General features: G+C 65.6%; 24 protein-coding genes. 12 read left to right on the forward strand and 12 right to left on the reverse strand.

The window, feature by feature from the left end; genetic code table 11:
• Window positions 1–2: 2 nt before the first annotated feature.
• Both AC1MGT_RS16385 and AC1MGT_RS16390 read right to left on the reverse strand, forming a co-directional pair.
• Window positions 3–1,019 carry a BMP family lipoprotein gene (locus AC1MGT_RS16385; RefSeq protein WP_499501057.1) on the reverse strand — a complete coding sequence of 339 codons (1,017 nt, stop codon included), beginning with the start codon at window positions 1,017–1,019 and terminating at the stop codon, window positions 3–5.
• A 246-nt stretch (window positions 1,020–1,265) separates the two neighbouring features.
• Entirely contained in the window at window positions 1,266–2,204 is a 939-nt protein-coding gene (locus tag AC1MGT_RS16390) for an alpha/beta hydrolase (protein ID WP_499501058.1), read from the reverse strand.
• Window positions 2,205–2,415: 211 nt separating this feature from the next.
• Here AC1MGT_RS16390 and AC1MGT_RS16395 point away from each other — a divergent pair, with 211 nt between their 5' ends.
• The 4 genes from AC1MGT_RS16395 to pcp all read left to right on the forward strand — a co-directional run bounded on the left by AC1MGT_RS16395 (window position 2,416) and on the right by pcp (window position 5,105).
• Window positions 2,416–2,718 carry a YciI-like protein gene (locus tag AC1MGT_RS16395; RefSeq protein WP_183557384.1) on the forward strand — a complete coding sequence of 101 codons (303 nt, stop codon included), beginning with the start codon at window positions 2,416–2,418 and terminating at the stop codon, window positions 2,716–2,718.
• 76 nt (window positions 2,719–2,794) lie between these two features.
• Window positions 2,795–3,499, forward strand: coding sequence for a DUF969 domain-containing protein (locus tag AC1MGT_RS16400; RefSeq protein ID WP_499501059.1), 705 nt, complete (start codon window positions 2,795–2,797; stop codon window positions 3,497–3,499).
• Complete coding sequence (locus AC1MGT_RS16405) at window positions 3,496–4,452, forward strand: DUF979 domain-containing protein (protein WP_499501060.1); 957 nt, start codon at window positions 3,496–3,498, stop codon at window positions 4,450–4,452. The genes AC1MGT_RS16400 and AC1MGT_RS16405 overlap by 4 nt, the downstream gene beginning before the upstream one ends.
• Window positions 4,453–4,454: 2 nt before the next feature.
• The gene (pcp, locus tag AC1MGT_RS16410) at window positions 4,455–5,105 is read left to right on the forward strand and encodes a pyroglutamyl-peptidase I (RefSeq protein WP_499504303.1); all 651 of its coding nucleotides are present in this window, start codon (window positions 4,455–4,457) and stop codon (window positions 5,103–5,105) included.
• A 6-nt stretch (window positions 5,106–5,111) separates the two neighbouring features.
• Here the strand turns inward: pcp and AC1MGT_RS16415 are convergent, their stop codons facing one another.
• Window positions 5,112–5,525: a DUF2141 domain-containing protein gene (locus AC1MGT_RS16415; RefSeq protein WP_183557394.1), complete on the reverse strand. Its 414-nt coding sequence runs from the start codon at window positions 5,523–5,525 to the stop codon at window positions 5,112–5,114.
• Window positions 5,526–5,677: 152 nt separating this feature from the next.
• Between AC1MGT_RS16415 and AC1MGT_RS16420 the strand changes: the two genes are divergently transcribed.
• Window positions 5,678–6,202 (forward strand): sterol desaturase family protein, encoded by a 525-nt coding sequence (locus AC1MGT_RS16420; protein WP_499501061.1) that lies wholly within the window; start codon window positions 5,678–5,680, stop codon window positions 6,200–6,202.
• Here AC1MGT_RS16420 and crtB read toward each other — a convergent pair.
• The 8 genes from crtB to AC1MGT_RS16460 form a co-directional block, all read right to left on the reverse strand.
• Window positions 6,108–7,103: a 15-cis-phytoene synthase CrtB gene (gene crtB, locus AC1MGT_RS16425; protein WP_499501062.1), complete on the reverse strand. Its 996-nt coding sequence runs from the start codon at window positions 7,101–7,103 to the stop codon at window positions 6,108–6,110. The genes AC1MGT_RS16420 and crtB overlap by 95 nt on opposite strands.
• Window positions 7,100–8,626 (reverse strand): phytoene desaturase, encoded by a 1,527-nt coding sequence (locus tag AC1MGT_RS16430; protein ID WP_258836460.1) that lies wholly within the window; start codon window positions 8,624–8,626, stop codon window positions 7,100–7,102. The genes crtB and AC1MGT_RS16430 overlap by 4 nt, the downstream gene beginning before the upstream one ends.
• Window positions 8,623–9,834 (reverse strand): lycopene beta-cyclase CrtY, encoded by a 1,212-nt coding sequence (gene crtY, locus AC1MGT_RS16435; protein WP_499501063.1) that lies wholly within the window; start codon window positions 9,832–9,834, stop codon window positions 8,623–8,625. The genes AC1MGT_RS16430 and crtY overlap by 4 nt, the downstream gene beginning before the upstream one ends.
• Complete coding sequence (locus AC1MGT_RS16440; protein WP_499501064.1) at window positions 9,827–11,128, reverse strand: glycosyltransferase; 1,302 nt, start codon at window positions 11,126–11,128, stop codon at window positions 9,827–9,829. Before AC1MGT_RS16440 ends, crtY begins: the two co-directional genes overlap by 8 nt.
• A 38-nt stretch (window positions 11,129–11,166) precedes the next feature.
• Window positions 11,167–12,168, reverse strand: a complete 1,002-nt coding sequence (locus AC1MGT_RS16445; RefSeq protein WP_499501065.1) for a polyprenyl synthetase family protein — start codon at window positions 12,166–12,168, stop codon at window positions 11,167–11,169.
• Window positions 12,169–12,313: 145 nt separating this feature from the next.
• Complete coding sequence (locus tag AC1MGT_RS16450) at window positions 12,314–13,237, reverse strand: LysR family transcriptional regulator (RefSeq protein WP_499501066.1); 924 nt, start codon at window positions 13,235–13,237, stop codon at window positions 12,314–12,316.
• A 19-nt stretch (window positions 13,238–13,256) separates the two neighbouring features.
• Window positions 13,257–14,174, reverse strand: coding sequence for a pseudouridine-5'-phosphate glycosidase (locus tag AC1MGT_RS16455; RefSeq protein WP_499501067.1), 918 nt, complete (start codon window positions 14,172–14,174; stop codon window positions 13,257–13,259).
• Window positions 14,175–14,187: 13 nt separating this feature from the next.
• Window positions 14,188–15,294, reverse strand: coding sequence for a carbohydrate kinase (locus AC1MGT_RS16460; RefSeq protein WP_499501068.1), 1,107 nt, complete (start codon window positions 15,292–15,294; stop codon window positions 14,188–14,190).
• Between the two features lie 246 nt (window positions 15,295–15,540).
• Here AC1MGT_RS16460 and xapA point away from each other — a divergent pair, with 246 nt between their 5' ends.
• From xapA to AC1MGT_RS16495, 7 genes are all read left to right on the forward strand, one after another.
• Window positions 15,541–16,383 (forward strand): xanthosine phosphorylase, encoded by an 843-nt coding sequence (gene xapA / locus AC1MGT_RS16465; RefSeq protein ID WP_258836453.1) that lies wholly within the window; start codon window positions 15,541–15,543, stop codon window positions 16,381–16,383.
• A gap of 27 nt (window positions 16,384–16,410) precedes the next feature.
• Complete coding sequence (locus AC1MGT_RS16470; RefSeq protein WP_499501069.1) at window positions 16,411–17,604, forward strand: phosphopentomutase; 1,194 nt, start codon at window positions 16,411–16,413, stop codon at window positions 17,602–17,604.
• Window positions 17,601–18,557, forward strand: coding sequence for a deoxyribose-phosphate aldolase (deoC, locus tag AC1MGT_RS16475; RefSeq protein WP_499501070.1), 957 nt, complete (start codon window positions 17,601–17,603; stop codon window positions 18,555–18,557). Before AC1MGT_RS16470 ends, deoC begins: the two co-directional genes overlap by 4 nt.
• Window positions 18,558–18,570: 13 nt before the next feature.
• Window positions 18,571–20,961 (forward strand): aldehyde dehydrogenase family protein, encoded by a 2,391-nt coding sequence (locus AC1MGT_RS16480; RefSeq protein ID WP_499501071.1) that lies wholly within the window; start codon window positions 18,571–18,573, stop codon window positions 20,959–20,961.
• A 167-nt stretch (window positions 20,962–21,128) separates the two neighbouring features.
• On the forward strand, window positions 21,129–22,451 hold the full coding sequence (gene deoA / locus AC1MGT_RS16485; protein ID WP_499501072.1) for a thymidine phosphorylase: 1,323 nt from the start codon (window positions 21,129–21,131) through the stop codon (window positions 22,449–22,451).
• A gap of 10 nt (window positions 22,452–22,461) precedes the next feature.
• On the forward strand, window positions 22,462–22,866 hold the full coding sequence (locus tag AC1MGT_RS16490; protein WP_332530163.1) for a cytidine deaminase: 405 nt from the start codon (window positions 22,462–22,464) through the stop codon (window positions 22,864–22,866).
• Window positions 22,867–22,990: 124 nt separating this feature from the next.
• Window positions 22,991–23,314: a hypothetical protein gene (locus AC1MGT_RS16495; RefSeq protein WP_499501073.1), complete on the forward strand. Its 324-nt coding sequence runs from the start codon at window positions 22,991–22,993 to the stop codon at window positions 23,312–23,314.
• Window positions 23,315–23,367: 53 nt separating this feature from the next.
• On the opposite strand, the gene AC1MGT_RS16500 is transcribed toward AC1MGT_RS16495, so the two are convergent.
• Window positions 23,368–23,904 (reverse strand): DUF2058 domain-containing protein, encoded by a 537-nt coding sequence (locus AC1MGT_RS16500; protein WP_183557442.1) that lies wholly within the window; start codon window positions 23,902–23,904, stop codon window positions 23,368–23,370.
• Window positions 23,905–23,968: the final 64 nt, after the last annotated feature.

The following is a 23,968-nucleotide window of genomic DNA, read 5'->3' on the forward strand; positions in this document are numbered from 1 at the left end:
GATCAGACCGGGCAGGAACTGCCGGCGCGGTAATCGATGACCTTGATCTTGCCGTTGATGATGTCCTGGCGTACGGCATTGACGCGCTTTTCGATTTCCGGCGTGACGACCGCGCGGTTATCCTTGTCCAGCACCCAGTCGACGCCGCCTTCTTTCAGGCCCTTGTAGGTGACGCCTGCTTTCCAGGTGCCTTTCTTGACCGCCATGAACGAGTCGTACACGGCCACGTCGACGCGCTTGACCATCGAGGTCAGCATCGTGCCCGGGTGCAGGTAGTTCTGGTTCGAGTCGACGCCCACGGCCAGCTTGCCCTTGGTCTTGGCCATCTGCAGCGCGCCCATGCCGCTGCCGCCGGCCACGGCGAAGACCACGTCCACGCCGCGGTCGAACTGCGCGCGTGCCAGCTCACCACCCTTGGCCGGGTCGTTCCAGGCTGCTGCCGTGGTGCCGACCATGTTCTGGATGATTTCCGCTTTCGGCGTCTGCGCCTTGGCGCCCTGGCCGTAGCCGCAGGCGAACGCGCGGATCAGCGGAATGTCCATGCCGCCGACAAAGCCGAGCTTCTTGGTCTTGGACGCCATGGCCGACGCCACGCCGACCAGGTACGCGCCTTCCTGTTCCTTGAACATCACCGATTCGATGTTCGGGCCTTGCGCCACGCTGTCGATCAGGATGAAGCGCACGTTCGGGAATTCGCGGGCGACTTTTTGCACGGCCTGGGTTTGCGAGAAACCGATGGCGGCGATCAGGTCGACCTTCTTGCGCGCCAGGCCGCGCATGACTTGCTCGGCCTGGGTATCGCTATTGGCCTGCACCTCGAACACCTTCACGCCGGTCTCTTTCGTGAAGCGCTGCAGGCCCTCGAAGGCCGACTGGTTGAACGACTTGTCGAACTTGCCGCCCGCATCGTAGACCATGCCGAATTTCGGCGCGGCGATCGGTGCGGTCGATGGCGCTGCCAACGCGCTGCCGGCAAGGCACATGGCCGCCACGGTGATGCTGAGTTGCTTGAATTTCATGGTTGAGCTCCTGGAATAGCGATATTGTACCCGCCGCATGCCTTGCGATGGGATCGGCTGCGCGATTGTCGCAGCACGGCGCCGTGCAAGTGGTTACGGTTTGTATCTGGGGAGGGTCGTTGGGGCCAGGCCCGCGCCCATCGGGCACAAGCTGTCAAATATGCATCAAGCTGCAAGTTGATGACAAATACGATTTTACTTCCCAATTTATTCACTGGAAATATAAATGCTGACAACTTTCATCAATTATTTTGTGGCGAGGACCAGATCGGGCGCTGCTGCGGTCGTTTCGACGGGTGGCGTGGCATTGGCCACCGCATCGGCCACGGCGGCCGCAGCGGCCGGCGTCACCGGTTGATTGAACTGGCGCGTGAGGAACCCGGCAACCATGGCGTGTGTCGCTTCCAGGTACGGGATGGTCATGTGGTCGGAATCCGGCACCACCTCGTCGGCCACCAGCGCGCCCAGCTTGGCCACCAGCAGGTCGGTGTGGAAGTGGGGCACGACGTCGTCGCTGGCGGCGCGCAGCACGTAGGTGGGGGCCTTGAGCATCGGTGCGTACTTGATCGACTCGAAGCGGTGGCGCAGCATGTATTCAATCGGCATCACGCGAAAGCGCCGCTTGGCAATCGCCAGGATCGAGTCGTACGGCGTAATCAGCACGACCGAATGCGCGGGGCGTTCGCGGGCCACCTGCACCGCGACGCCCGAGCCCAGGCTGCGGCCAACGACGGCAATGCGCTGCGGGTCAACCTGGCCGCGCGTGGCGAGCCAGTCGTAGAGCAGGGCGCCGTCCTCGATCATGTGGATCTCGGCCGGGATGCCTTGCGAGTCGCCATAACCGCGGTAATTCATCGCCAGCACGGTCATGTTGGGGAACAGCTTGCCAGCATCGCGCGCGACCCACGACACTTCTTCGGAGCGCCCGCCGAAATACAGCACGGCCGGGCGCGGGCCGGGAATGACGGGCGTCATCAGCCAGCCGGCCAGGCGCGTGCCGTCTTTGGCGCGCAACACGACAGGGCGGGTGCGGTGGCCGCTCGAACGGGGGCTTTTGACTTCGCGCACGAGCGTCGGATTGAACACCAGACGGCGCTGGTTGGCCGCAACGGCAGCGGTCAGGCCCAGCCATAGCATGCTGGCCAGTCCAGTGAGTCCCGCCGCCATTTTTTTCGAGGTGTCCATGCTTGCAAGTCTACGCCTGCCGTCGAGTTTTGTTCTTAGAGGCATCCTTCTATGCACGTTCCATGACGGTTTGTCAGCCTAAAAAGTTGTTTTATTCCAACATGACTGAGCATGTCTGATTGTAGCGATGCCGGACGGCACGCTTGCGCTGCCAGTTCGGCTTTCCGGTAGGATTGATACATCCGGCCTCGCGCCATCTCCTGGAGTCTTCGTGCATTTTCTTCTGACCTATGATCTGGCCCCCGACTATCTCGAACGCCGCGGCGAATTTCGCGACGCCCACCTGGCGCTGGCGTGGGAAGCCCAGGAGCGTGGCGAGCTGATTCTTGCCGGCGCCATGGCCGAGCCGGCCGACAAGGCTGTTCTGGTGTTCGACTGTGAGACCGCGGAGCTGGTGCAGCTGTTCGCGGCGCGCGACCCCTACGTGCTCAATGGCCTCGTGCGCGCCTTCCACGTGCGCCAGTGGAACACGGTCGTCGGCGACCTGGCGACCAATCCCGTCCGGCCCGGCTGATCCTGTCTGAGATTCGCCTCGGCGCCCAATGAACATCGGGTAAGATTGCCCGCGTTTATCACCGCCGGGGAATGCAATGCAATCTGCTGTGAATCTGTGGCCACTGCTCGGCGTGGTCGTCATCGTGGTCGGGTTTGTGCTGCGCGCCAATCCGGTGCTGGTCGCGGTGGCCGCCTGCGGCGTGACCGGGGTTGCCGCTGCGATGTCCGTCATGACGCTGCTCGAAACGCTCGGCGCTGCCTTCCTCAAGACCCGCAACCTGCCACTCATCCTGCTGCTGCCGCTGGCCGCCATCGGCCTGCTCGAGCGCTTCGGTCTGCGTGACCGTGCCCAGGCAGCCATTGGCAAGGTGCGCTCGGCTACCGCCGGGCGCCTGTTGATCGTCTACCTGTTTGCCCGCGAAAGCACGGCGGCGCTGGGCCTGACCAGCCTGGGCGGCCATCCGACGATGGTGCGCCCGCTGGTCGCGCCGATGGCCGAAGCCGCGGCTGAAGCGCAACACGGTCCGCTGCCGCAGCGCATCCGCTACCGCATCCGGGCGATGTCGGCCGCCACCGACAATATCGGCCTGTTCTTCGGCGAAGACATTTTTGTCGCGTTCGGCGCCATCGTCCTGATGCACACGATCCTGCAGGCCGAAGGCATCGAGGTCAATCCGCTGCATATCGCGCTATGGGGCATCCCGACGGCGATCACGGCGTTCATCATCCACGCCTGGAACCTGCGCCGCCTGGATGCCGAGATTGCCCGCGCCGTGCTGGACGAGAAGGGCGCCGCATGACGCTCTCGATCGATCACATCTACATCCTCGTCGGCCTGCTGCTGGCGGCCGTGGCCATCATGAACCTGGTGGACCGCAGCAATCCGCGCCGGGTTACGACGGCCCTGTTCTGGGGCCTGTACGCGCTGCTGTACCTGGCGGGAGATGCGCTGCCGCTGGCCGCGGTGGGCGCCCTGATGATCGGCATGGCGCTGCTGGCCGGCTTTGGCGGTGTGAAAGCCGGCCAGCCCAGGGCGCTGGCCCCGGAAGCACGCCAGGCCAGCGCTGCGCGGCTGGGCAACCGCCTGTTCATCCCGGCGCTGCTGCTGCCGCTGGTGACCGTCATCGGCGCGACCCTGTTGAAGGATGTGCAGCTGGGCGGCCTGCCGCTGCTTGATCCAGCCCACATCACGATCGTGAGCATGGGTTGCGGCGCGGTCGTGGCATTGATTGCCGCGTGCTGGCTCACGCGCGCCACGCCGCTGCAGGGCGTGCGTGAAGCGCGCCGCCTGGTCGATGCGATGAGCTGGGCGGTCGTGCTGCCGCACATCCTGGCCGTGCTTGGCCTGCTGTTTTCCGAGGCCGGCGTGGGCAAGGCGGTCGCGCACCTGACGACGACCTATATCGGGCTGGACTCGGCATTCATCGCGGTGGCCGTGTACTGCCTCGGCATGGCGCTGTTTACGATCGTGATGGGCAACGGCTTTGCCGCGTTTCCCGTCATGGCCGGCGGCGTCGGGATTCCGGTGCTGGTGGGCGTGTACGGCGCCAACCCGGCCGTGATGGCGGCAATCGGCATGTTCAGCGCGTATTGCGGTACCCTGATGACGCCGATGGCGGCCAACTTCAATATCGTGCCGGCGGCGCTGCTGGAACTGCCCGACAAGAACGCCGTGATCCGGGCCCAGATCCCGAGTGCACTGCCGATCCTGGTGGCGAATATTTTCCTGCTCTACTTTTTGATGAACCTGTGATGATCAAGACTGTTCTTCTGACGGGCTTCGAGCCGTTCAATGGCGCCACCATCAATCCGGCCTGGGAGGCCGTGCGCGCGCTGGAAGGCTGGCAGGGCGAGGGCTTCCAGGTCGAGGTGCGCCAGTTGCCGTGCGTGTTCGGCGACGCCATCGAGGATCTGACGGCGCTGATCGACGAGCTGCATCCGGATGTCGTCATCGCGGTGGGCCAGGCAGGCGGGCGGCCCGATATTTCGGTCGAGCGGGTGGCGATCAATGTCGACGATGCGTCGATTCTCGACAACGGAGGGCAGCAGCCGGTCGATACGGCGATTGCCGCCGACGGCCCGGCCGCGTATTTCTCGACGCTCCCGATCAAGGCGATCGTGCACGCGCTGCGTGCACGGGGGCTGGTGGCGGGGGTCTCGCAGACGGCCGGCACGTTCGTCTGCAACCATGTGTTCTATGGCTTGATGCATCACGCTGCGATGCAGCCGCAGCCGATCAAGGCGGGGTTTATTCACGTGCCGTTTTTGCCCGAGCAGGCGGCCGCGCGACCGGATGCGCCACCGTCGATGGCGCTGGAAGATATCATCGCCGGGGTCAAGCTGGCGGTGGAAGTCACGCTCGGCGTCGACACCGACCTGCGCGAAGCGGGCGGTGCGACGCACTGACAGCGATCAGCGCAGCTTGATCGTGGTGACGGCTTTTTCGTCACGCAGCTCGAACGCTGCATCCTCGAAGCTCGGCGGACCGAAACGGCCGCGGGCATCGCGGCTGAATGCGTACGGCTCTTTCGGGATGCCCAGCACGTTGCGATCGAGCTTGCCGTTGTCATTCTCGTCCTGATACGACAGCACGGCCCACGAACCGGTTGGCACGCCGTCGACCGTGACGACCGTCTCGCCTGCCTTGGCCGGGGCCGAGCCGGAATACGCGCAATCCTTCAGGAAGGTCGTCTTGTCGCACACGGCGACGAGCACCTTGCCCTTGGCCGTGACGCCCTGGACGCGCACTTCGATCGATGCGGCCGAGGCGCTGCCTGCGGCGCAGAATGCTGCGGCGAGTGCTAAAGTACGGAAAGTCGATTGCATGTATTCTCCAATGGTTCAATTGTTGGTGTATCGTGTTTGACCGCCTGCCGCCATGGCTGCGCCAGCGTCGCGCTACCGTGCGCGGCGGTCGCATGTTAGGCTGTCGGCATCCGCTTCCATGCCCGCCATCCCATCAAGGCGCTTACTTCATTATGCTGCTCAACGCGCTCATCGTTATCGCCACCATCGCCTTCATGGAAGTGTTTTCCATCGTCGCGCACAAGTACATCATGCACGGCTTCGGCTGGGGCTGGCATCGCTCGCACCACGAGCCGCGTACCGGCTGGTTCGAAAAGAACGACCTGTACGCCGTCGTCTTTGCCGGCATCGCCATTGCCCTGATCTGGTTCGGCACGCGCGGCTACGGGCGCATCGAATGGATCGGCGCCGGCATGACCGGCTACGGCCTGCTGTATTTCATCGCTCACGATGGCCTGGTGCACCAGCGCTGGCCGTTCCGCTACGTGCCGCGCAGCGGCTACTTCAAGCGCCTGTACCAGGCCCACCGCATGCACCATGCGGTCGAGGGCAAAGAGGGCGCCGTGTCGTTCGGCTTCCTGTACGCGCCGCCCGTCACCAAACTCAAGCAGCAGTTGCAGGCCCAGCAGAACCAGCTGCGGGGTCCGCGCGGCCAGGCCGCTGCCACAGACCACGCCGCGCCGGCAACTCGCGACTAGACCCAAAACGCGAGGCCAGCGCCTGCAGCCCGCCCAGCGCGAGCAGGCGCAGCTTGGTCGCCTTCGACGTGCCGACCCGCTTGTCCCACGCGCGCGGTCCGCGCCGTTTTACTTCCACTCCGATCTGCCGATACACATTGCGCGCCGTGGCAATCGCCCACGCCGAACGCAGCGGCAACGCTGCCAGACCAATTGACGCCGACGCGTAGTATGGCTCCGCATGGTCCACCAGGCGCGCAGCCACTGTCGCCAGCGCGGCCCGGTGGCGCGGCAGCGCGACGAGGTCGGGCTGGATGCCGGCTTCGATCAGCCAGGCGTCCGGCACGTAGCAGCGGCCGATGGCGGCGTCGTCGATGATGTCGCGTGCGATATTCGTCAGCTGGAACGCGAGCCCCAGGTCGCAGGCCCGGTCGAGCACCGCTTCGTCGCGCGCGCCCATGATCGACGCCATCATCAGGCCGACGACGCCGGCCACGTGGTAGCAGTAGCGCAGCGTGTCGTCGATCGTGCGGTAGCGCGCCTCGTTGACGTCCATCGCAAAGCCGGCCAGGTGATCGTACGCATAGCGCGGCGCGATCGCGTGGCCGAGCGCCACTTCCTGGAACGCGGCAAAGGCGGGGTCGCGCATCGGCTCGCCCTCGTAGGCGCGGCGCGTGTTGTCGTACAGCCGGTCGAGTTCGAACGGCGCATTGTGCGTGGCCTGCGCCACCGGGGCGCTGGCAAAGCCCAATTCCTGGCCGTCGACGACGTCGTCACAGTGACGGCACCACGCGTACAGCATCAGCACGGCGCGGCGCGTGGCCGGCGGGAACAGTTTGGCCGCCGCTGCAAAGCTCTTCGACCCGACCTCGATGGTCTGGGTCGCGTGCGCCATCAGGTTCTCGCCGGCCTGCGTCGTCATCGCAGCCCTCCGGCATGCGCTCCCGCGTTGACACCTTCGAGCATCAGGCCGGCCGTGGCCTTGGCCGAACCGATCACGCCCGGTACGCCCGCGCCCGGGTGGGTACCGGCGCCGACCAGGTACAGGTTCGGCAGTTCGGCGTCGCGGTTGTGCGGGCGGAACCAGGCGCTTTGCGTCAGGATCGGCTCGAGCGAGAAGGCCGAGCCCACGTGGGCATTGAGCTCGTCGCGGAAGTCGTTCGGCGTGAAGATGCGGCTCGTGACCAGCTGGCTGCGCAGGCCCGGCATGTAGCGCTTTTCCAGATAGTCGAAGATGCGGTCGCGGTAGCGCGGCCCTTCGACATCCCAGTCGATCGGCGCATTGCCCAGGTGCGGCACTGGCGCCAGCACGTAGTGGCTGCCGCAGCCTGGTGGCGCCAGCGACGGGTCGGTCACGCACGGCGCGTGCAGATACAGCGAAAAGTCGTCGGCCAGCTTGTCGCTCTTGAAGATTTCGGTGATCAGGTCCTTGTAGCGCGCGCCGAAGCAGACCGTGTGGTGCTGCAGCTGCTCATGGTGCTTGTTCAGGCCGAAGTAGATCACGAACAGCGAATTGCTCCAGCGCTTCTTGCGCAGCGCTTCGCCCTGGCTGCTGCCGCGGCCGTGGTTGCTCAGCAGGTTGGCGTAGGTGTGCACGACGTCGGCATTCGACGCGACGGCGTCGGCCGGGAACCAGCGGCCATCTTCCAGCCGCACGCCGCTGGCCAGGTTGCCGACGGTTTCGATGCGTGCCACGGGGGCGTTCAGTTCAAGCTTGCCCCCCATGTCCTGGAACAGGCGCACGAGGCCATTGACGAGCGCACCGGTGCCGCCGCGCGGGAACCAGACGCCCCAGCGCCGTTCCAGCGCGTGGATCAGCGTGTAGATCGAGCTGGTGGCAAATGGATTGCCGCCCACCAGCAGCGAATGGAACGAGAAGGCCTGGCGCAGGTGCTCGTTCTTCACGAAGCGCGAGACCATGCTGTAGACGCTCTTCCATGCTTCGAGGCGCGCCAGTTTCGGGCCGGCGTTGATCATGTCGCGGAACGACAGGAACGGCACGGCGCCCAGCTTCAGGTAACCCTCGTCGAATACGGCTTTCGAATAGGCGAGAAAGCGCTGGTAGCCGGCCACGTCAGCCGGATTGAGGGCATGGATCTGGCGGTCGAGCGCTTCCTGGTCGTTCGCGTAGTCGAAGAAGGTCCCGTCTTCCCAGCACAGGCGGTAGAACGGGGTGACCGGCAGCATCTCGACGTAGTCGCCGATCTTCTTGCCGCACAGCGTGAACAGTTCTTCGATCGCGGTCGGATCCGTGATGACGGTCGGACCGGCGTCGAACGTGAAGCCCTGGTCTTCGTAGACGTAGGCGCGGCCGCCCGGCTTGTCGCGTTTTTCGAGCAGGGTGGTCTGCGTGCCGCCGGCCTGCAGCCGGATGGCCAGGGCCAGGCCACCGAAGCCGGCGCCGATCACGACGGCGCGCTTGGGTTCGATTTTCATCTGGTTCATTCGGGATTCCTGATCTGATGGGGTTGTGTCTTGCGGACGGCGACGAATGCTTCCATGACCGGGACCGGCGGCTTGCCGGTCAACAGGCGCAGCTTGTCGGCGAATGTCAGGCGGCCGGCGTAAAAGCGCGCGATCATCGGCGCGCCGAGGCGGTAAAAGCGTTGCATCACGTGCCAGCGGTGGTCGGGGCTGCCGGCCATGAACAGCATGCGGTTGAGCATGCGGAAAAAGCCCTGGCGCTGCCATTCATCGCGCGCTTCTTTTCGAATCGCCGCAAACAGTGATTGTGCCGCAAACGGCGCTGCGAGGTCGGGCAGGGCCGCGATCCGTTCGGCCAGGCGCACGGCCACCGGGAGCGAATAGCCGGTCGTCTGGTGAAACAGGCCGGCGCGCAGGCCGACGGTGGGCTGGCCGTCCAGCGCATCCCAGAAGCGGTCGAAGTCGCCGGCCAGCACGATCGGCAACGAGCCCTGTTCTTCGCGCAGCACGTCGCGGATCTGCCAGCCGCGCCCGGCGGCGTAGGCGGCGATGTTGGCGCGCAGCCGTTCTGGTTCCCAGACGGCGCTGTCGACGTAATGGGTGTCTTCGATCAGCACGCGGTCGGGGCCGAACGGCAGCAGGTAGACGAAGCGGTAGCCGCCTTGCTGGGCCACGCTCGCATCCATGATCACCGGCTGCGTCAGGCCGTGCGGCGCGTGCAGGCGCACTTCCTGGCCCAGAAAGGTCTGGTAGCCCAGCGCCAGGTGCGGGCTGGCGCTGGGGCCGCGCCCGTCGATGACGGCGTGCGCATGCAGCAGCGTGCCATCGGCCAGGCGCACGCTCGTGGGCGTGACGGCATCGATCCGCACGCCGGTGCGCAGCAGCGGGCCGAGGGCGGCTTCGATCGTGCGCGCGAAATCGGGCGAGGCGATGCTGGCATACCTGCCATTCAAAGCGCGCGCATGCTCGGGAAACACGACGTCGTAGCCCGGCCAGCGGTGCGAGATGAGCGGCGCAATCCAGCGCAGTTGGGCCGCAGTCAGGTCACTGTCGTGGAACGACCAGGTATGGTTGCCGCCCAGATGCCGGCCCTGCTCGAGCAGCAGGATGCGCAGTTCCGGGCGCTCGGTCTGCAGGCGCCAGGCGATCAGGCTGTTGGCCAGGCCGCCGCCGACCAGGATCAGGTCGTGGTCGATGCTATCGCGGCTACTGTTGCTGCGTTCATCCATGGCTGGCCACCGCCGTCGGCAGGTGCAGTGCGGTCTCGATGATGTCGGCCGCGCGCGGTGCGCCACCGGCAACGCGGATCGCGTCGGACAGCGGCGCCATGCGTGCCGCGAAATCCGGTTCGGCCAGCAGCCGGCGCAGCTTGCGCGTCAGGTCGGCCACGCTGCTCATGCGCGGTGAAGCGCGCAGGCCCACGCCGCTGTACTCGACACGCGCGGCGCCGCCCGGGTGGTCGAAGGCAATGGGCAGCGCCAGGATGGGCGTGCGCGCCGCCACTGCTTCCATGATCGTGTTCGCGCCCGCATGCGAGACGATGGCGTCGGCACGTTCCAGCACGGCCAGTTGCGGCACGTACGCGTGCACGCGCGTCGTGCCGATGGCTTCGAGCGAGTGCACCTGCGCGTCATTCAGGCCGCCGCAATGGGCGATCAAGAGGTCGGCATCGAGCTGCTTGCAGGCTTTGGCGATGCGCTTGAAGAGGCTGTAGCGGTCGCTCACCAGGGTGCCGAGCGACGCGTAGATGAACGGGCGCGTGCCGGAGGCTGGCGGCAGGAACGGCGCCAGTTCTTCCGGGCTTAAAGCCGGTGCCACATTGGCCGCATGCAGCGGCCCGACATGGTGGAAGTGCGCCGGCAGTTCGCGCCGTGGGAAATCGAAGCCCGGCACGATCTGCGCGATCTGCGCCAGCGGCGACAGGCACTCGTGCAGCATGCTGCGCGGTGGCAGGCCAAGGCGTTCGGCCTGTGCCGCGATCGCGCGGTGGTGCGGGCCCATCATCCAGTCATACACGCGCGTGCTGCCTTCGACGATCTTGAAGGCGCGCCCGCTGTCTTCGTACACGAACGGCATCACCGGCAACGGGATGCCCGGCTCGCGGTTGACGGGCAGGGCGCACGCGATCGAAATGAACGGCATGCCGATGCTTTCGGCGACCATGCCGCCGGCGGCTTCCATCTGGTCGGCCAGCACGCAGTCGACCTGCAGCGCCTTCAGCGCGGCCGGCAGCTCGCGGCATAGCATCTCGGTGCTGGCGGCCATGTCGAGGATCACGCGGCGCAGGCCCAGCGGGCTGCCGGGATTGGCCACACGTGCGAGCATCGCAGGCAGCGAGCCGGCCGGATGGGTAGCCGCGCCGATGGCGTGAAAGCCGACGCGCGCATCCTTGACATAGGCGGCGGCGTCCGGGCGATGGATGAAGGTGACGCGGTGGCCCCGCGTGACGAGTTCGCGCGCCAGCACCATCAGCGTGTTGAAGTGGCTATACAGGGCCGGAGCCACGACCGCGAAGTGCGCCATGCGAGGGGTGATCAGATCAAAGATTCAATTCGGAGAATTCAGTTCAGGCGCAACTCGGCCAGCTGGGGACTTGGGCGCAGTTCGCGCGGCTTGGCAGGTTCGGCGATGAAGCGCGCGCCCTTGGCTTCCTTGGCGAACAACGCGCCCATGAAGTGCCGCGTGCGGCCCTTGCCGCCGATGGCGGCGGCCAGGCAGCGGTCAGCCTCGATCAGGCAGGCCGACAGGCGGCGCTGCGCTTCGTCGAAGCCGAGCGTGTTGATCAGGGTGGCCTTGCCGATGTCCTTGCCGGTGTCCTTGCCCGTGATCGCGCTGTCGTTGCCGGCGCCGTCCAGGAAGTCATCCTTGATCTGGAATGCCTGACCGGCCGCCAGCGCAAAGGCGCGCAGCTGCTGCGACACGCTGTCGTCGGCGTGGCACATGATCGCGGCCATATCGACGGCAACGCCCAGCAGCAGGCCGGTCTTGAGTTCGTTGGTGGTGGCAATCGCCTCGGGCGAGCGGGCGCCGCCGTGCAGGTCTTCGAACTGGCCGCGCACGAGGCCCTGGTCGCCCACCGTCTGCGCCAGCGTCGCGACCAGGCGCGCGCGGGTGGCTGGCTGAATATCCTGGGATTGCGACAGCACGCCAAAGGCGCGGCTGAGGAGGGCCACTGAGGCCAGGATGGCGACGTCTTCGCCGAACTGGATGTGGATGGCCGGTTTGCCGCGGCGCAGGCTGGCGTCGTCCATGCACGGCAGGTCGTCGAGGATCAACGATGCCGCATGCACCAGTTCGACCGAGCAGGCCACGTCGATCAGGGCAGGCGAGGCGCAGCCGAGGTCGCGCGCCACCAGCATGACCAGCAGCGGACGCATGCGCTTGCCAGCGGACAGGGCCGATGTGCGCATGGCCTTGGCCAGGCTGTCGGACTGGCCGTTCGCGCTCAATAGTTGTTCAATGCGGTCGTCGATCGCCGAGCGCAGCGTGTCGATGTCATCGAACACGGCGTCGTCGAATTTTTTCAGGCGGAGCCCGTCGTAGCGCGGCGTTGCTGTAGTCATACGAGCTCCTCTGGAAAATTGATGGTCTTGATAACTATCATACCGGACCCAAAGTTAAAAAATAATTAATTGGCCTCAATCGTGCGTAGTTTCCTGCCTAGAAATTATACACATGCATGCAAAAAGGCAATACATGGCGGGACAATCACGGTTCGATTGTTCGCGCGGCTGGTGGATCGGGGAACAGGATTTTCAGAAACGCCCGCACCACTGGCGCATCGTCCTGCGCCGGGTAACTGATATACAGGTTGGCCGACGGCGCATGCTCGTTAATTGGCAGGAAGCGCACCCCTGGCCAGCCGATGCGGCTCGTCGTTTCAGGCATCAGGGCCACGCCCAGGCCGGCGCCCACCATCGCCAGCAGCGTCTGCGGCTCGGCCGCTTCCTGGAAAATGGTCGGCTCGAAGCCCGCGTTCACGCAGCATTGCATCAAGTAGCGCGGCTCGGCCGACTGGTCCAGGTGCAGCGTCAGCATCGGCTCGCCGGCGATGTCGAGCAGCGAGATCGCATCGCGGCCCGCCAGCGGATGGCGTGCATTGACCGCCACGCAGAACTGCTCCTTGAAGCACAGCTCCTGGCGCAGGTTGGCGGCTTTCAGCACGTCCGCCTCGATGCGCGGCTCGCGCCAGAAGCCCACGTCGATCTGCTTGTTGCGCAGCGCCTCCCACTGGTCGTTCGGCCCCAGCTCGTGGATCGTCCACGTCACGCGCGGGAAATCCGTCTGGAAGCGTTCGAGCAGGCCAGGGATCGGGCCCCACATCGCCGAGCCGACGATGCCCACGCGCAGCCGGCCCACCTGGCCGCGGTCGATCTGGCGGATCGTGTCGATCGTCATGCGCATCCGGCCCAGCAGGTCGGCCGCCTCGACCATCAGCGCGCGCCCGGCCACGGTCAGCTCGAAGCTGCGCGTGGTGCGGGTAAACAGGCGCACCCCCAGTTCGCTTTCAAGCTTCATGATCTGCTGCGACAGCGGCGGCTGCGAAATGTGCAGACGCTCGGCGGCGCGGCTGAAGCTTTTCTCTTCAGCCACGGCCAGGAAGTACTTCAGTTGTTTCAGGTCGATCGACATGGGCGGCTACGCTGACGACTCAGGCCGCGCGGTGGTTCAGTGCCACGGCCAGGCGCGCGCCGATCAGCGCGTTGTGCTTGACCAGCGCGATATTGGTGGCCAGGCTGCGGCCCTCCGTCAGCTCCTTGATGCGGCCCAGCAGGAACGGCGTGACCTTCTTGCCGGTCACGTTCTGGCTGGCCGCTTCGCCCAGCGCCTGCGTGATGATGGCATCGATTTCGGCGGGCGCCATCGCAGCGTCGGCCGGCACCGGATTGCTCACCACGACGCCGCCGGCCAAGCCAAGCTGCCACTTGGTGCGGATGAACGCCGCCTGGTCTTCGGGCGAATCGATCTGGAAGTCGGCCTGGAAGCCGCTCTCGCGCGTGAAGAAGGCCGGGAAGCCTGGCTGGCCGACGCTGATCACCGGCACGCCATGCGTTTCCAGGTATTCGAGCGTCAGGCCGATGTCGAGGATCGATTTGACGCCGGCGCAGACGACCGCCACGCTGGTCTGCGCCAGTTCCTGCAGGTCGGCCGAAATGTCGAAGCTCGTTTCGGCGCCGCGGTGCACGCCGCCAATGCCGCCGGTGACGAACACTTCGATGCCGGCCAGCTGCGCGCAGATCATCGTCGCGGCGACGGTGGTTGCGCCCAGGCGCGCCTGCGCCAGCACGTAGGCCAGGTCGCGCCGGCTCACTTTCATCGCGTCCGGCGAGGAGCCGAGCAGTTCGAGCTGCTCGTCCGACAGGCCGATGCAGATCTTGCCGGCGATGACGGCGATCGTGGCCGGCACGGCGCCGGCGTCGCGGATGATCTGCTCGACTTCGCGCGCGGTGCGCACGTTCTGCGGGTACGGCATGCCGTGCGAGATGATGGTCGACTCGAGGGCGACGATCGGTTTGCCGGCGGTGCGGGCGGCCGCCACTTCGGGCGAGAGCAGGAGGAAGTTGTGCATGAGTAGTCTCTGGTTAGTCTTTAAGAAGGAGCGGGCTGTCGGCAGGTTCGTCGAGCAGTCCAGGCGCAAGTTGTGGGCAGACGGTCTGCGCGCAGCCGATGGTCATGGCGGACAGGGCCAGGCCGCGGCGGCAGGCCAGATCGAGCAATGTGGCGCCGCTGTACAGGCTCCAGCAGACGGCGGCGGCAAATGCGTCGCCGGCACCGGTGACGTCGACCACGTCAACGGCCGGTGCGGCCAGGCTGCGCAGGCCATCGGGCGTTGTAAACATGACGCCCTGGGCGCCGCGCGTGACGATCACGTCCTGCGCGCCGTCGGTTTGCAGATCAAGGCAGGCGCGCGCGATCGCGGCCTCGCTGTCCATCGCGTGGCCGGCGCGTTCCGCCAGTTCGCCCAGGTTCAGGATCAACAGACGCAGGCCGCGCAGGTCGCGTGGCAGGCGGTTGATCTTCGGTTCGGACACGGCGACGACGACCATCGGCACGCCGCCCGCCAGCGCGTCGCCCAGCAACCCGGCCACGGCATCCTGCGGCAGGTTCAGGTCGGCCACGATTAGGGCGGCGCCCGCGCGCTGCGGCGCACGGCTGGCAAAGAACGCGGGCGTGAGCGCGTCGTTGATCGCCATGTCAGCCAGCGCGACGCGCATTTCGCCATCCTCATCGAGCACCGCCGTGTAGGTGCCGCTGGCCGCGCCGTCAACCAGCAGCACGCTGCGCGTGTCGATGCCCGCTTCGTCGGCATGGGCGAGCAGCGCGCGGCCCGAGGCGTCCGGGCCGACTGCCGTGATGAGGCTCGTCGGGGCGCCCAGGCGCGCGAGGTTCTCGGCAATATTGCGCGCCACGCCGCCGAACGACTCCGTCTGGCGCGCCGGATTCGACGTGCCCAGGGCCAGCGGGCCGAGCGAGCGCAGCTTGCGGTCGAGGTTCGACGCGCCGATGCAGACGACGGGGCGGTGATCCGGCAGCACATAGGCGCGGCCGAGGATGCGGCGTTCGCGCACGAGGGTGGCGATGTAATTGGCCACGGCCGAACGCGACAGACCCAGCCGGGCCGCCAGGTCTTGCTGGGAGATGAACGGGTTGGCGCGGATCAGCTCGTACAACTGGTCTTTTTTGGGCATCGCTCGGCAAATGATTTAAACTTATGTCCAGCAATGCTAGACATTTGTCATGGCGCCGTCAACGTCGGCGTGGGCCTGCTAATTTATCGCGAAAACATATAAATCGGGAAGAAAAAGTGTATTTGCCATACATATCGGCATTCATGCATAGTTATAATATTCAGCTGACCAGATGCCGCCGCGCCTGCGAAGGCCGCGCCAGCCTCATCCCATCTCCCCACATCACCAGACCTCACAAGGAATAACATGTCCAGCAATCTCCCGTTCGACGCCGCCGACATCATCCGCGCCCGCAAGCCGGGCTTCGCACCGCGCGTCGCGCTGATCCTCGGTTCCGGACTGGGTGTGCTGGCCGAACAGATGACGGACGCCGTCTCGATCAGCTACGCCGACCTGCCGGGCTTCCCGATCAGCACCGTGCACGGCCACGCCGGTGAGCTGGTGCTGGGCGAGTTGGCCGGCGTGCCAGTCGCCTGCATGAAGGGCCGCGGCCACTTCTACGAAGGCTATGGCCCGGGCGTGATGACCAACGCCGTGCGTACCCTCAAGCAGATCGGCTGCGAACTGCTGTTCGTGACCAATGCCGCCGGCTCGCTGAACATCGAAGCCGATGCCGGCTCGCTGGTCGCGATCACTGACCACATCAACTTCTTGCCGGGCAGCCCGATGTCGGGCCCGAACGACGAGCGCTTCGGCCCGCGTTTCTTCAGCATGTCCAATGCCTACGATGCCGAGACGCGCGAGCAGGTCAAGGCCGTCGCGAAAGAGAAGGGCATCGTGCTGAACGAAGGCGTGTACCTGGCTGCCGCCGGCCCGCACTTCGAGACCGTCGCCGAAATCCGCGCCTTCAAGACGCTGGGCGCCGATGTCGTCGGCATGTCGCTGATCCCCGAAGTCATCGCGGCGCGCCACTGCGGCCTGAAAGTGACGGCGGTGTCGGCAATCACGAACCTGGCCGAAGGCCTGTCGCCGTTCGCGCTGTCGCACGAGCAGACCCTGAAGTACGCGGCGATCGCGGCCAAGGACATGGTCACGCTGATCCACGCGTATATCGAGCGCCTTGGTTCGACCCCACGCGCAGACGCTTAATCACACTTACCGAAAGCGAGCGATCCAATGTCCCGTGCATTCATCCTCCTGCTGGACTCCTTCGGCCTGGGCGCGCTGCCCGACGCCGACAAATATGGCGACCTTGATGCCAACACCTTCGGCCACATCGCCGAATGGGCCGCGAAAGAAGGCAAGCCGATGGCGCTGCCGAATCTGGAGCGCCTCGGCCTGGGCGCGGCCGGCCACAAGGCCAGCGGCAAATGGGCGCCGGGTTTCAGCCAGCGCGACGGTTTCACCGGCGCCTGGGGCATCGCGCGCGAACAGTCGACCGGCAAGGACACGCAAAGCGGCCACTGGGAAATCGCCGGCGTGCCGGTGCTGTTCGACTGGGGCTACTTTCCGAAGACCGTGCCGTCGTTCCCGAAGGAGCTCACCGACAAGCTGCAGGAACTGACCGGCGTGCCGGGCTGGCTGGCCAACTGCCACGCGTCAGGCACCACCGTCATCAACGACTTCGGCGATGAGCACGTCGCTAGCGGCAAGCCAATCCTGTACACGTCCGCCGACTCGGTGCTGCAGATCGCTGCGCACGAAGAGCACTTCGGCCTGGAGCGCCTGTACGCCGTCTGCGAAGCGGCCTATGAACTGGTCAAGCCGTACAACATCGGCCGCGTGATCGCGCGTCCGTTCACGGGCGCCAACGGCGACTACAAGCGCACGTCGAACCGCCACGACTACGCGGTGCCGCCGGTTGCGCCGACGCTGCTGGATCACGTCAAGGATGCGGGCGGCGACGTCTTCGCGCTTGGCAAGATCAGCGACATCTATGCGGGGCAGGGCGTCACACGCCTGATCAAGGGGCCGGACAATATGGCGCTGTTCGACCGCCTGCTGGAAGTGGCCGACGAAGCGGGCGACAAGTCGCTCACGTTCGTCAACTTCGTCGACTTCGACATGCACTTCGGCCACCGCCGCGACGTCGCCGGCTACGCCAATGCGCTGCACGAGCTGGATGCGCGCCTGCCGGAATTCATGGCCAAGCTGAAGGACGGCGACCTGGTCGTACTCACCGCCGACCACGGGTGCGACCCGACCGCGCCGGGTTCGGACCATACCCGCGAATACATCCCGATGATCTTCTTCGGCCCGAACGTCGCGCCGCAAGAGCTGCCGGTCGCAGACACTTTCTCGGACATCGGCGCCACGCTGGCCAAGCACCTCGGCGTCAAACCACTTTCGAACGGAATCGCACAGCTATGAGCCAGCCGCTGGACTTCAAACGCAACGTCGCCATGGACCTGGACCTTGGCCTGATCAACAGCCTCAAGGTCAATCGCAACGCGGCCGACCGCCGCGCCGCGAGCCTCGCGAACCGCCGCACGGTGAAGAAGGAATACCAGGCTGCATGGCTGGTGCGCGCGATCGAGTGCATGGACCTGACCACGCTGTCGGGCGACGACACGCCAGGCCGTGTCGAGCGCCTGTGCATGAAGGCGATGCGCCCGCTGCGCGCCGACCTGATGCAGGCGCTGGGTCTCGAGACCTTGACCACGGGCGCCGTCTGCGTGTATCACGAAATGATCACGCCGGCCGTCAAGGTCCTGCAGGGTCGCTTGCCGATCGCCGCGGTGTCGACGGCATTCCCGGCTGGCCTGTCGAGCATGGAAACCAAGCTGCGCGAGATCGAACTGTCGGTCGCTGCCGGCGCCACCGAAATCGACATCGTCATCACGCGCCAGCACGTCTTGCTGGGCAACTGGCAGGCGCTGTACGACGAGATGGTGGCGTACCGCCAGGCCTGCGGCGACGCGCACGTCAAAGCCATCCTGGCCACCGGTGACCTGGTCACGCTGGAAAACGTGGCGAAAGCCTCGTGGGTCTGCATGATGGCCGGTGCCGACTTCATCAAGACCTCGACCGGCAAGGAAGGCGTGAACGCCACCATCCCGGTCTCGCTGGTGATGGTGCGTGCGATTCGCGACTACCACGAACTGACCGGTTTCCAGGTCGGCTACAAGCCGGCCGGCGGCGTCTCGACGGCGAAGTCGGCGCTGCAATACCTGACCGTGATGAAGGAAGAACTGGGCAACGACTGGCTGCAGCCGCACCTGTTCCGCATCGGTGCTTCAAGTCTGCTGACCGACATCGAACGTCAGCTCGAGCACTACGTGACCGGGAACTACTCGGCCGCCCATCGTCACGCGCAACCTTAAATCCGGATACGTCATGCCAACAATTAAAGAGATTCTTCAGACCATGGACTACGGCCCCGCTCTCGAGACCACCAAGGAAGCGCAAGCATGGCTGGACGGTCACGAGCGCCGCTTTGGCCTCTTCATCGACAACGCCTGGAGCGACGCCGGTGAAACGTTCGCCACGACCAATCCGGCCGATGGCATCGAACTGGCGCAGGTCACGCAGGCAACGAACGACGATGTCGAACGCGCCGTTGCAGCCGCGCGCCGCGCGCAGCCGGGCTGGGTCGCGCTGGGTGGCCATGGCCGCGCCAAGATCATGTACGCGCTTTCGCGCCTGCTGCAAAAGCATGCGCGCCTGTTCGCTGTGCTCGAAACGCTGGATAACGGCAAGACGATCCGCGAAACGCGCGACGCCGACCTGCCGCTCGTGGCCCGTCATTTCTACCATCACGCCGGCTGGGCGCAGCTGCAGGCCGAAGAATTCGCGGACTACCGCGCCGTCGGTGTCGTCGGCCAGATCGTTCCGTGGAACTTCCCACTGTTGATGCTGGCGTGGAAGATCGCGCCAGCGCTGGCTGCCGGTAACACGGTGGTGTTCAAGCCGGCCGAGTACACGCCGTTGACCGCCTTGCTGTTTGCCGAACTCTGCCAGCGCGCTGGTGTGCCGGCTGGTGTGGTCAATATCGTCACGGGCGACGGCCGTGTGGGCGAGGCCATCGTCAACCACCCCGGTATCGACAAGATCGCGTTCACCGGCTCGACCGAAGTCGGTCGCCTGATCCGCAAATCGACCGCCGGCAGCGGCAAGAAGCTGTCGCTCGAGCTGGGTGGCAAGTCGCCGTTCATCGTGTTCGATGACGCCGATCTGGACGCCGCCGTCGAAGGCCTGGTCGACTCGATCTGGTTCAACCAGGGCCAGGTCTGCTGCGCCGGTTCGCGCCTGCTGGTGCAGGAATCGGTGTACGAGCGCTTCATCAAGAAGGTCAAGGCGCGCATGGAAACCCTGCGCGTCGGTTCGCCACTGGACAAGTCGAACGACATCGGCGCACTGGTCGATCCGGTGCAGCAGCAGCGCATCCACGGCCTGGTCGAATCGGCCCGCGCCGAAGGCTGCGACGTCTGGCAACCGACGGGCGAGCTGTCGACGTCCGGTTCGTGGTACCTGCCAACCCTGATCACGGGCGCGTCGACATCGGCCGCCGTGGCGCAGGCCGAAATCTTCGGGCCGGTGCTGGTGGCGATGAGCTTCCGCACCCCGGCCGAAGCCGTGCAACTGGCCAACAACACCGTCTACGGCCTGGCCGCCTGCGTCTGGAGCGAGTCGATCAGCCTGGCGCTGGACGTCGTCCCGCAGATCAAGGCCGGCGTGGTCTGGATCAACACGGCCAACCAGTTCGATGCAGGCTGCGGTTTCGGCGGCTACAAGGAATCGGGTTATGGCCGCGAAGGCGGCAAGGAAGGCATGTACGAGTACCTGACGCCGCTGTCGGAAGATGCACGGCCTGCTGCGCCGGTGTTTGCTGTCAAGGGCGCTGCGAAGGGCGCCGTGAAAGCGGCGGATGCCGACAGCCCGTTCGCGATCGACCGCACCGCCAAGCTGTACATCGGCGGCAAGCAGGCGCGCCCTGACGGCGCCTACAGCCGCGCGATCAATGGTGCCAACGGCGCGTTCCTGGCCGATATTGGCGAAGGCAGCCGCAAGGACATCCGCAACGCCGTCGAAGCAGCGCACAAGGCGGCCGGCTGGGCCAAGGCCACCGCGCACAACCGCGCGCAGGTGCTGTACTACATCGCCGAAAACCTGGCGATCCGCGCCGACGAATTCGCCGCACGCATCGCGCAGCAGACTGGTTCGACCGACGCCGCGCGCGAAGTGGCAGCCTCGGTCGAGCGCCTGTTCTACTGGGCAGCGTGGGCCGACAAGTACGACGGCCAGGTGCACCAGCCGCCGATGCACGGCATCACCGTGGCGCTGAACGAGCCAGTGGGCGTGATCGGCATCGTGTGCCCGAACGAGAACCCGCTGCTGGGCTTCATCTCGCTGGTCGCCCCGGCGCTGGCGCTGGGCAACCGCGTGGTGGCGGTGCCATCGGAGCAACATCCGCTGTCGGCGATCGACCTGTACCAGGTGCTCGATACGTCGGACCTGCCGGGCGGGGCGCTCAATATCGTCACTGGTTCGGCCGATGAACTGGCGCGCACGCTGGCCTCGCATGGCGAGATCGATGCCGTGTGGCGCCATGACGGTTCTGCCGAGGGGTGTGCCGAAGTCGAGCGCCTGTCGAGCGAGACGCTCAAGCGCACCTGGACCGGCGGCGCGAAAGGGCGCGACTGGTTCGATCCGAAGCAGGCCGGCGGGCGCGTCGTGCTGCAGCATGCGAGCCAGGTGAAGAACGTCTGGATCCCGTACGGCGTCTGACGTCCTGACTCTTCTTCAACCCTTAACTTCTTGACGACGTAGGGTGGGCGGCTATGCCGCCCACGCGGTGATCGGTAGCGGCGCCGCTCTCGTGCGCGGGCTGGCACAAGCCAACCATCACCGCGTGGGCGGGGAACCCGCCCACCCTACAACGTGAAAGCACCAATATGTTCCTCCCCCAAGAAATCATCCGCAAAAAACGCGATGGCGGCATCCTGTCGGCCGAAGAGATCCAGTTCTTTGTCCGCGGCATCCCTGACGGCAGCGTCACCGAAGGCCAGATCGCCGCGCTCGCGATGGCGGTCTACTTCAACGACATGACGATGGATGAACGCGTCGCCTTCACGCTGGCGATGCGCGACTCGGGCCAGGTCATGGAGTGGAAATCACTGGACCTGCCAGGCCCGGTCGTCGACAAGCACTCGACCGGCGGCGTCGGCGACGTCGTCTCGCTGATGCTCGGCCCGATGATCGCGGCCTGCGGTGGCTTCGTGCCGATGATCTCCGGCCGGGGCCTGGGCCACACCGGCGGCACGCTCGACAAGTTCGATGCGATCCCCGGCTACAGCACCGTGCCTGACCCGGACACCTTCCGCCGTGTCGTCAAGGACGTCGGCGTGGCCATCATCGGCCAGACCGCCCAGCTGGCGCCGGCCGACAAGCGCTTCTACAGCATCCGCGACACCACGGCGACCGTCGAATCGGTGGCCATGATCACCGGCTCGATCCTCTCGAAAAAGCTGTCGGCGGGTCTCGATGCCCTGGTGATGGACGTGAAAGTGGGCAGCGGCGCTTTTATGCCGACAGCGGAAAAATCGCTGGAACTGGCCGAATCCATTGTCAGCGTCGGCAATGACGCCGGCACCCGCACGTCGGCCATCCTGACGGGCATGAACGAGTCGCTGTGCCACGCGGCCGGCAATGCGGTCGAAGTGCGCGTCGCCATCGATTACCTGACCGGCAAGGCGCGCCCGGCGCGCCTGCACGAAGTGACGATGGCGCTGTGTGCCGAAATGCTGGTGATTTCGGGCCTGGCAGGCACGGACGCCGAAGCGCGCGCCAAACTGCAAACCGCGCTCGACTCGGGTGAAGCAGCCGAGCGCTTCGCGCGCATGGTCACGGCGCTGGGCGGCCCGGCCGACCTGATGGACAAGCCGGACGCACACCTGGAAACGGCGCCTGTCATCGTGCCGGCACCAGCCCTGCAGGCCGGTTACGCCGTCTCGGTCGACACCCGTGGCCTGGGCCTGGCGGTTGTCGCGCTGGGTGGCGGCCGTGTGCGGCCACAGGACAGCATCGACTTCGCCGTGGGTTTGACGAACCTGGTTGAACTGCGTGACGGGATCGCCGTCGGCCAGCCGCTGGCGATGGTGCATGCACGTTCGGCGGAGGCGGCCGAGCGCGCTGTACGTCAGGTGCAGGCGGCTTACCAGATCGGCGACACGCAGCCCGCTGCCGAGCCAATGATTCACCGCATCGTCCGTCCTTGAAAGAAACACCATGACCTACACAAAACTGATCGATGAAGCGCGCGCCGCGCGCGAGCTGGCGTACGCGCCGTATTCCAACTTCCAGGTGGGGGCAGCGCTGGCGTGCAAGGATGGCCGTATCTTCCGCGGCTGCAATGTGGAAAACGCCGCCTACGGCCTGTGCAATTGTGCCGAGCGCACGGCGTTCTTCAGCGCTATTGCCAACGGCTACAAGCCGGGCGACTTCGCAGCGCTGGCCGTGATCGGCCAGACCGAAGGCCCGATCGCGCCGTGCGGCGCCTGCCGGCAAGTGATCCTGGAATTGGGGGGTAATGAACTGCCGGTGATCCTGACCAACCTGACGGGTGCCATCTTCGAGACCACGGCAGCGGCGCAGTTGCCGAATGCATTCGGGGGCCAGGACCTGCAGTCTTGAAGGAAAGCGTTCATGGCGCGCAGAAACGTCTGCGCGCCGTACTGGCAGCTTCGATCAATCAGCTCTTGTAATCGCCGGGTTGATCACAAAGTGATGATATATACATATCGACTTGGAGCTTGCTATGAAAAAATTGATCGTTCTACTCAGCGGCGTCGTGATCGCGGCAAGTGCCGCAGCCCAGATCACCCCGACCTTGCCTCAGCCCGCCAAGACAGGAACGGCTGACCGGCAAGCGCCGATCACGGGCACCCCGGACAAGCGCGCCAATCCGGCGGCAGAGCCGGAAGACAGCGCGAATTCGGTTTCGACGGATTTCCAGGGCAGCAGCAAGCAGGAAACCACATCGGCCGGCATGGGCCAGCCGAAGAAGCAGACCGAGCGTACGTCGACTACGAGCCGGAACGGATCTGCTACTCAGAACATCGAAGACAAGACCAAGAAGTAATCCAGTGCCGGAACGGCGTCGCGACGCCGTTCCAACCGCATTACAACCTACCATCACCACATCAGATCGTCCGGAATCTTGAAGTCCGCGTACGGATCGTCCTCTTCCACTTCCTGTACTTTCTTCTTGATCTGCACGACGATCGACGCATCGCGCTGGGCGATCTTTTCGCCGATAATGCGCGGCACCAGCTCGAAGCTGCCGTTCATGTGCACGATCACCAGGCGGCCAGCCACCAGGTGCTCGACGATCTGCGACGTCACGTGGATGCGCTCGATCTTGGTGCCGAACGTGAAGTTGTAGGGCACATCACCCTTACCCTTGGGCTGCTTGTTTTTCTGCACCATCTGCGCGATCTGCGCCAGGATGGCTTTTTGCGCGGCGGCCGCATCGCGCTGGGTGTTCAGCTCGCGCGCACGCTCCGCGTTCTTGCGCTGCAGCTCGAGCGCCGCTTCGCGCGCTTCGTTGACCGACTCCACGCCCGTGCGCAGCTCGTGCTTGTGCTGTTTGCTTTTTGCCTGGGTGACCTGTTTGACCTTTTTCTTGTCGACCAGGCCGGCCTTGAGTAACTGCTCTTGCAGCGAAACCATAATGTGCTTTCCCTAAATATGACGGGCCGCCCGATCGTGAAGGCGGCGCAAGGGCGCTAGCATA

The sequence above is a fragment of the Telluria sp. BA11 genome, from assembly GCF_056680305.1.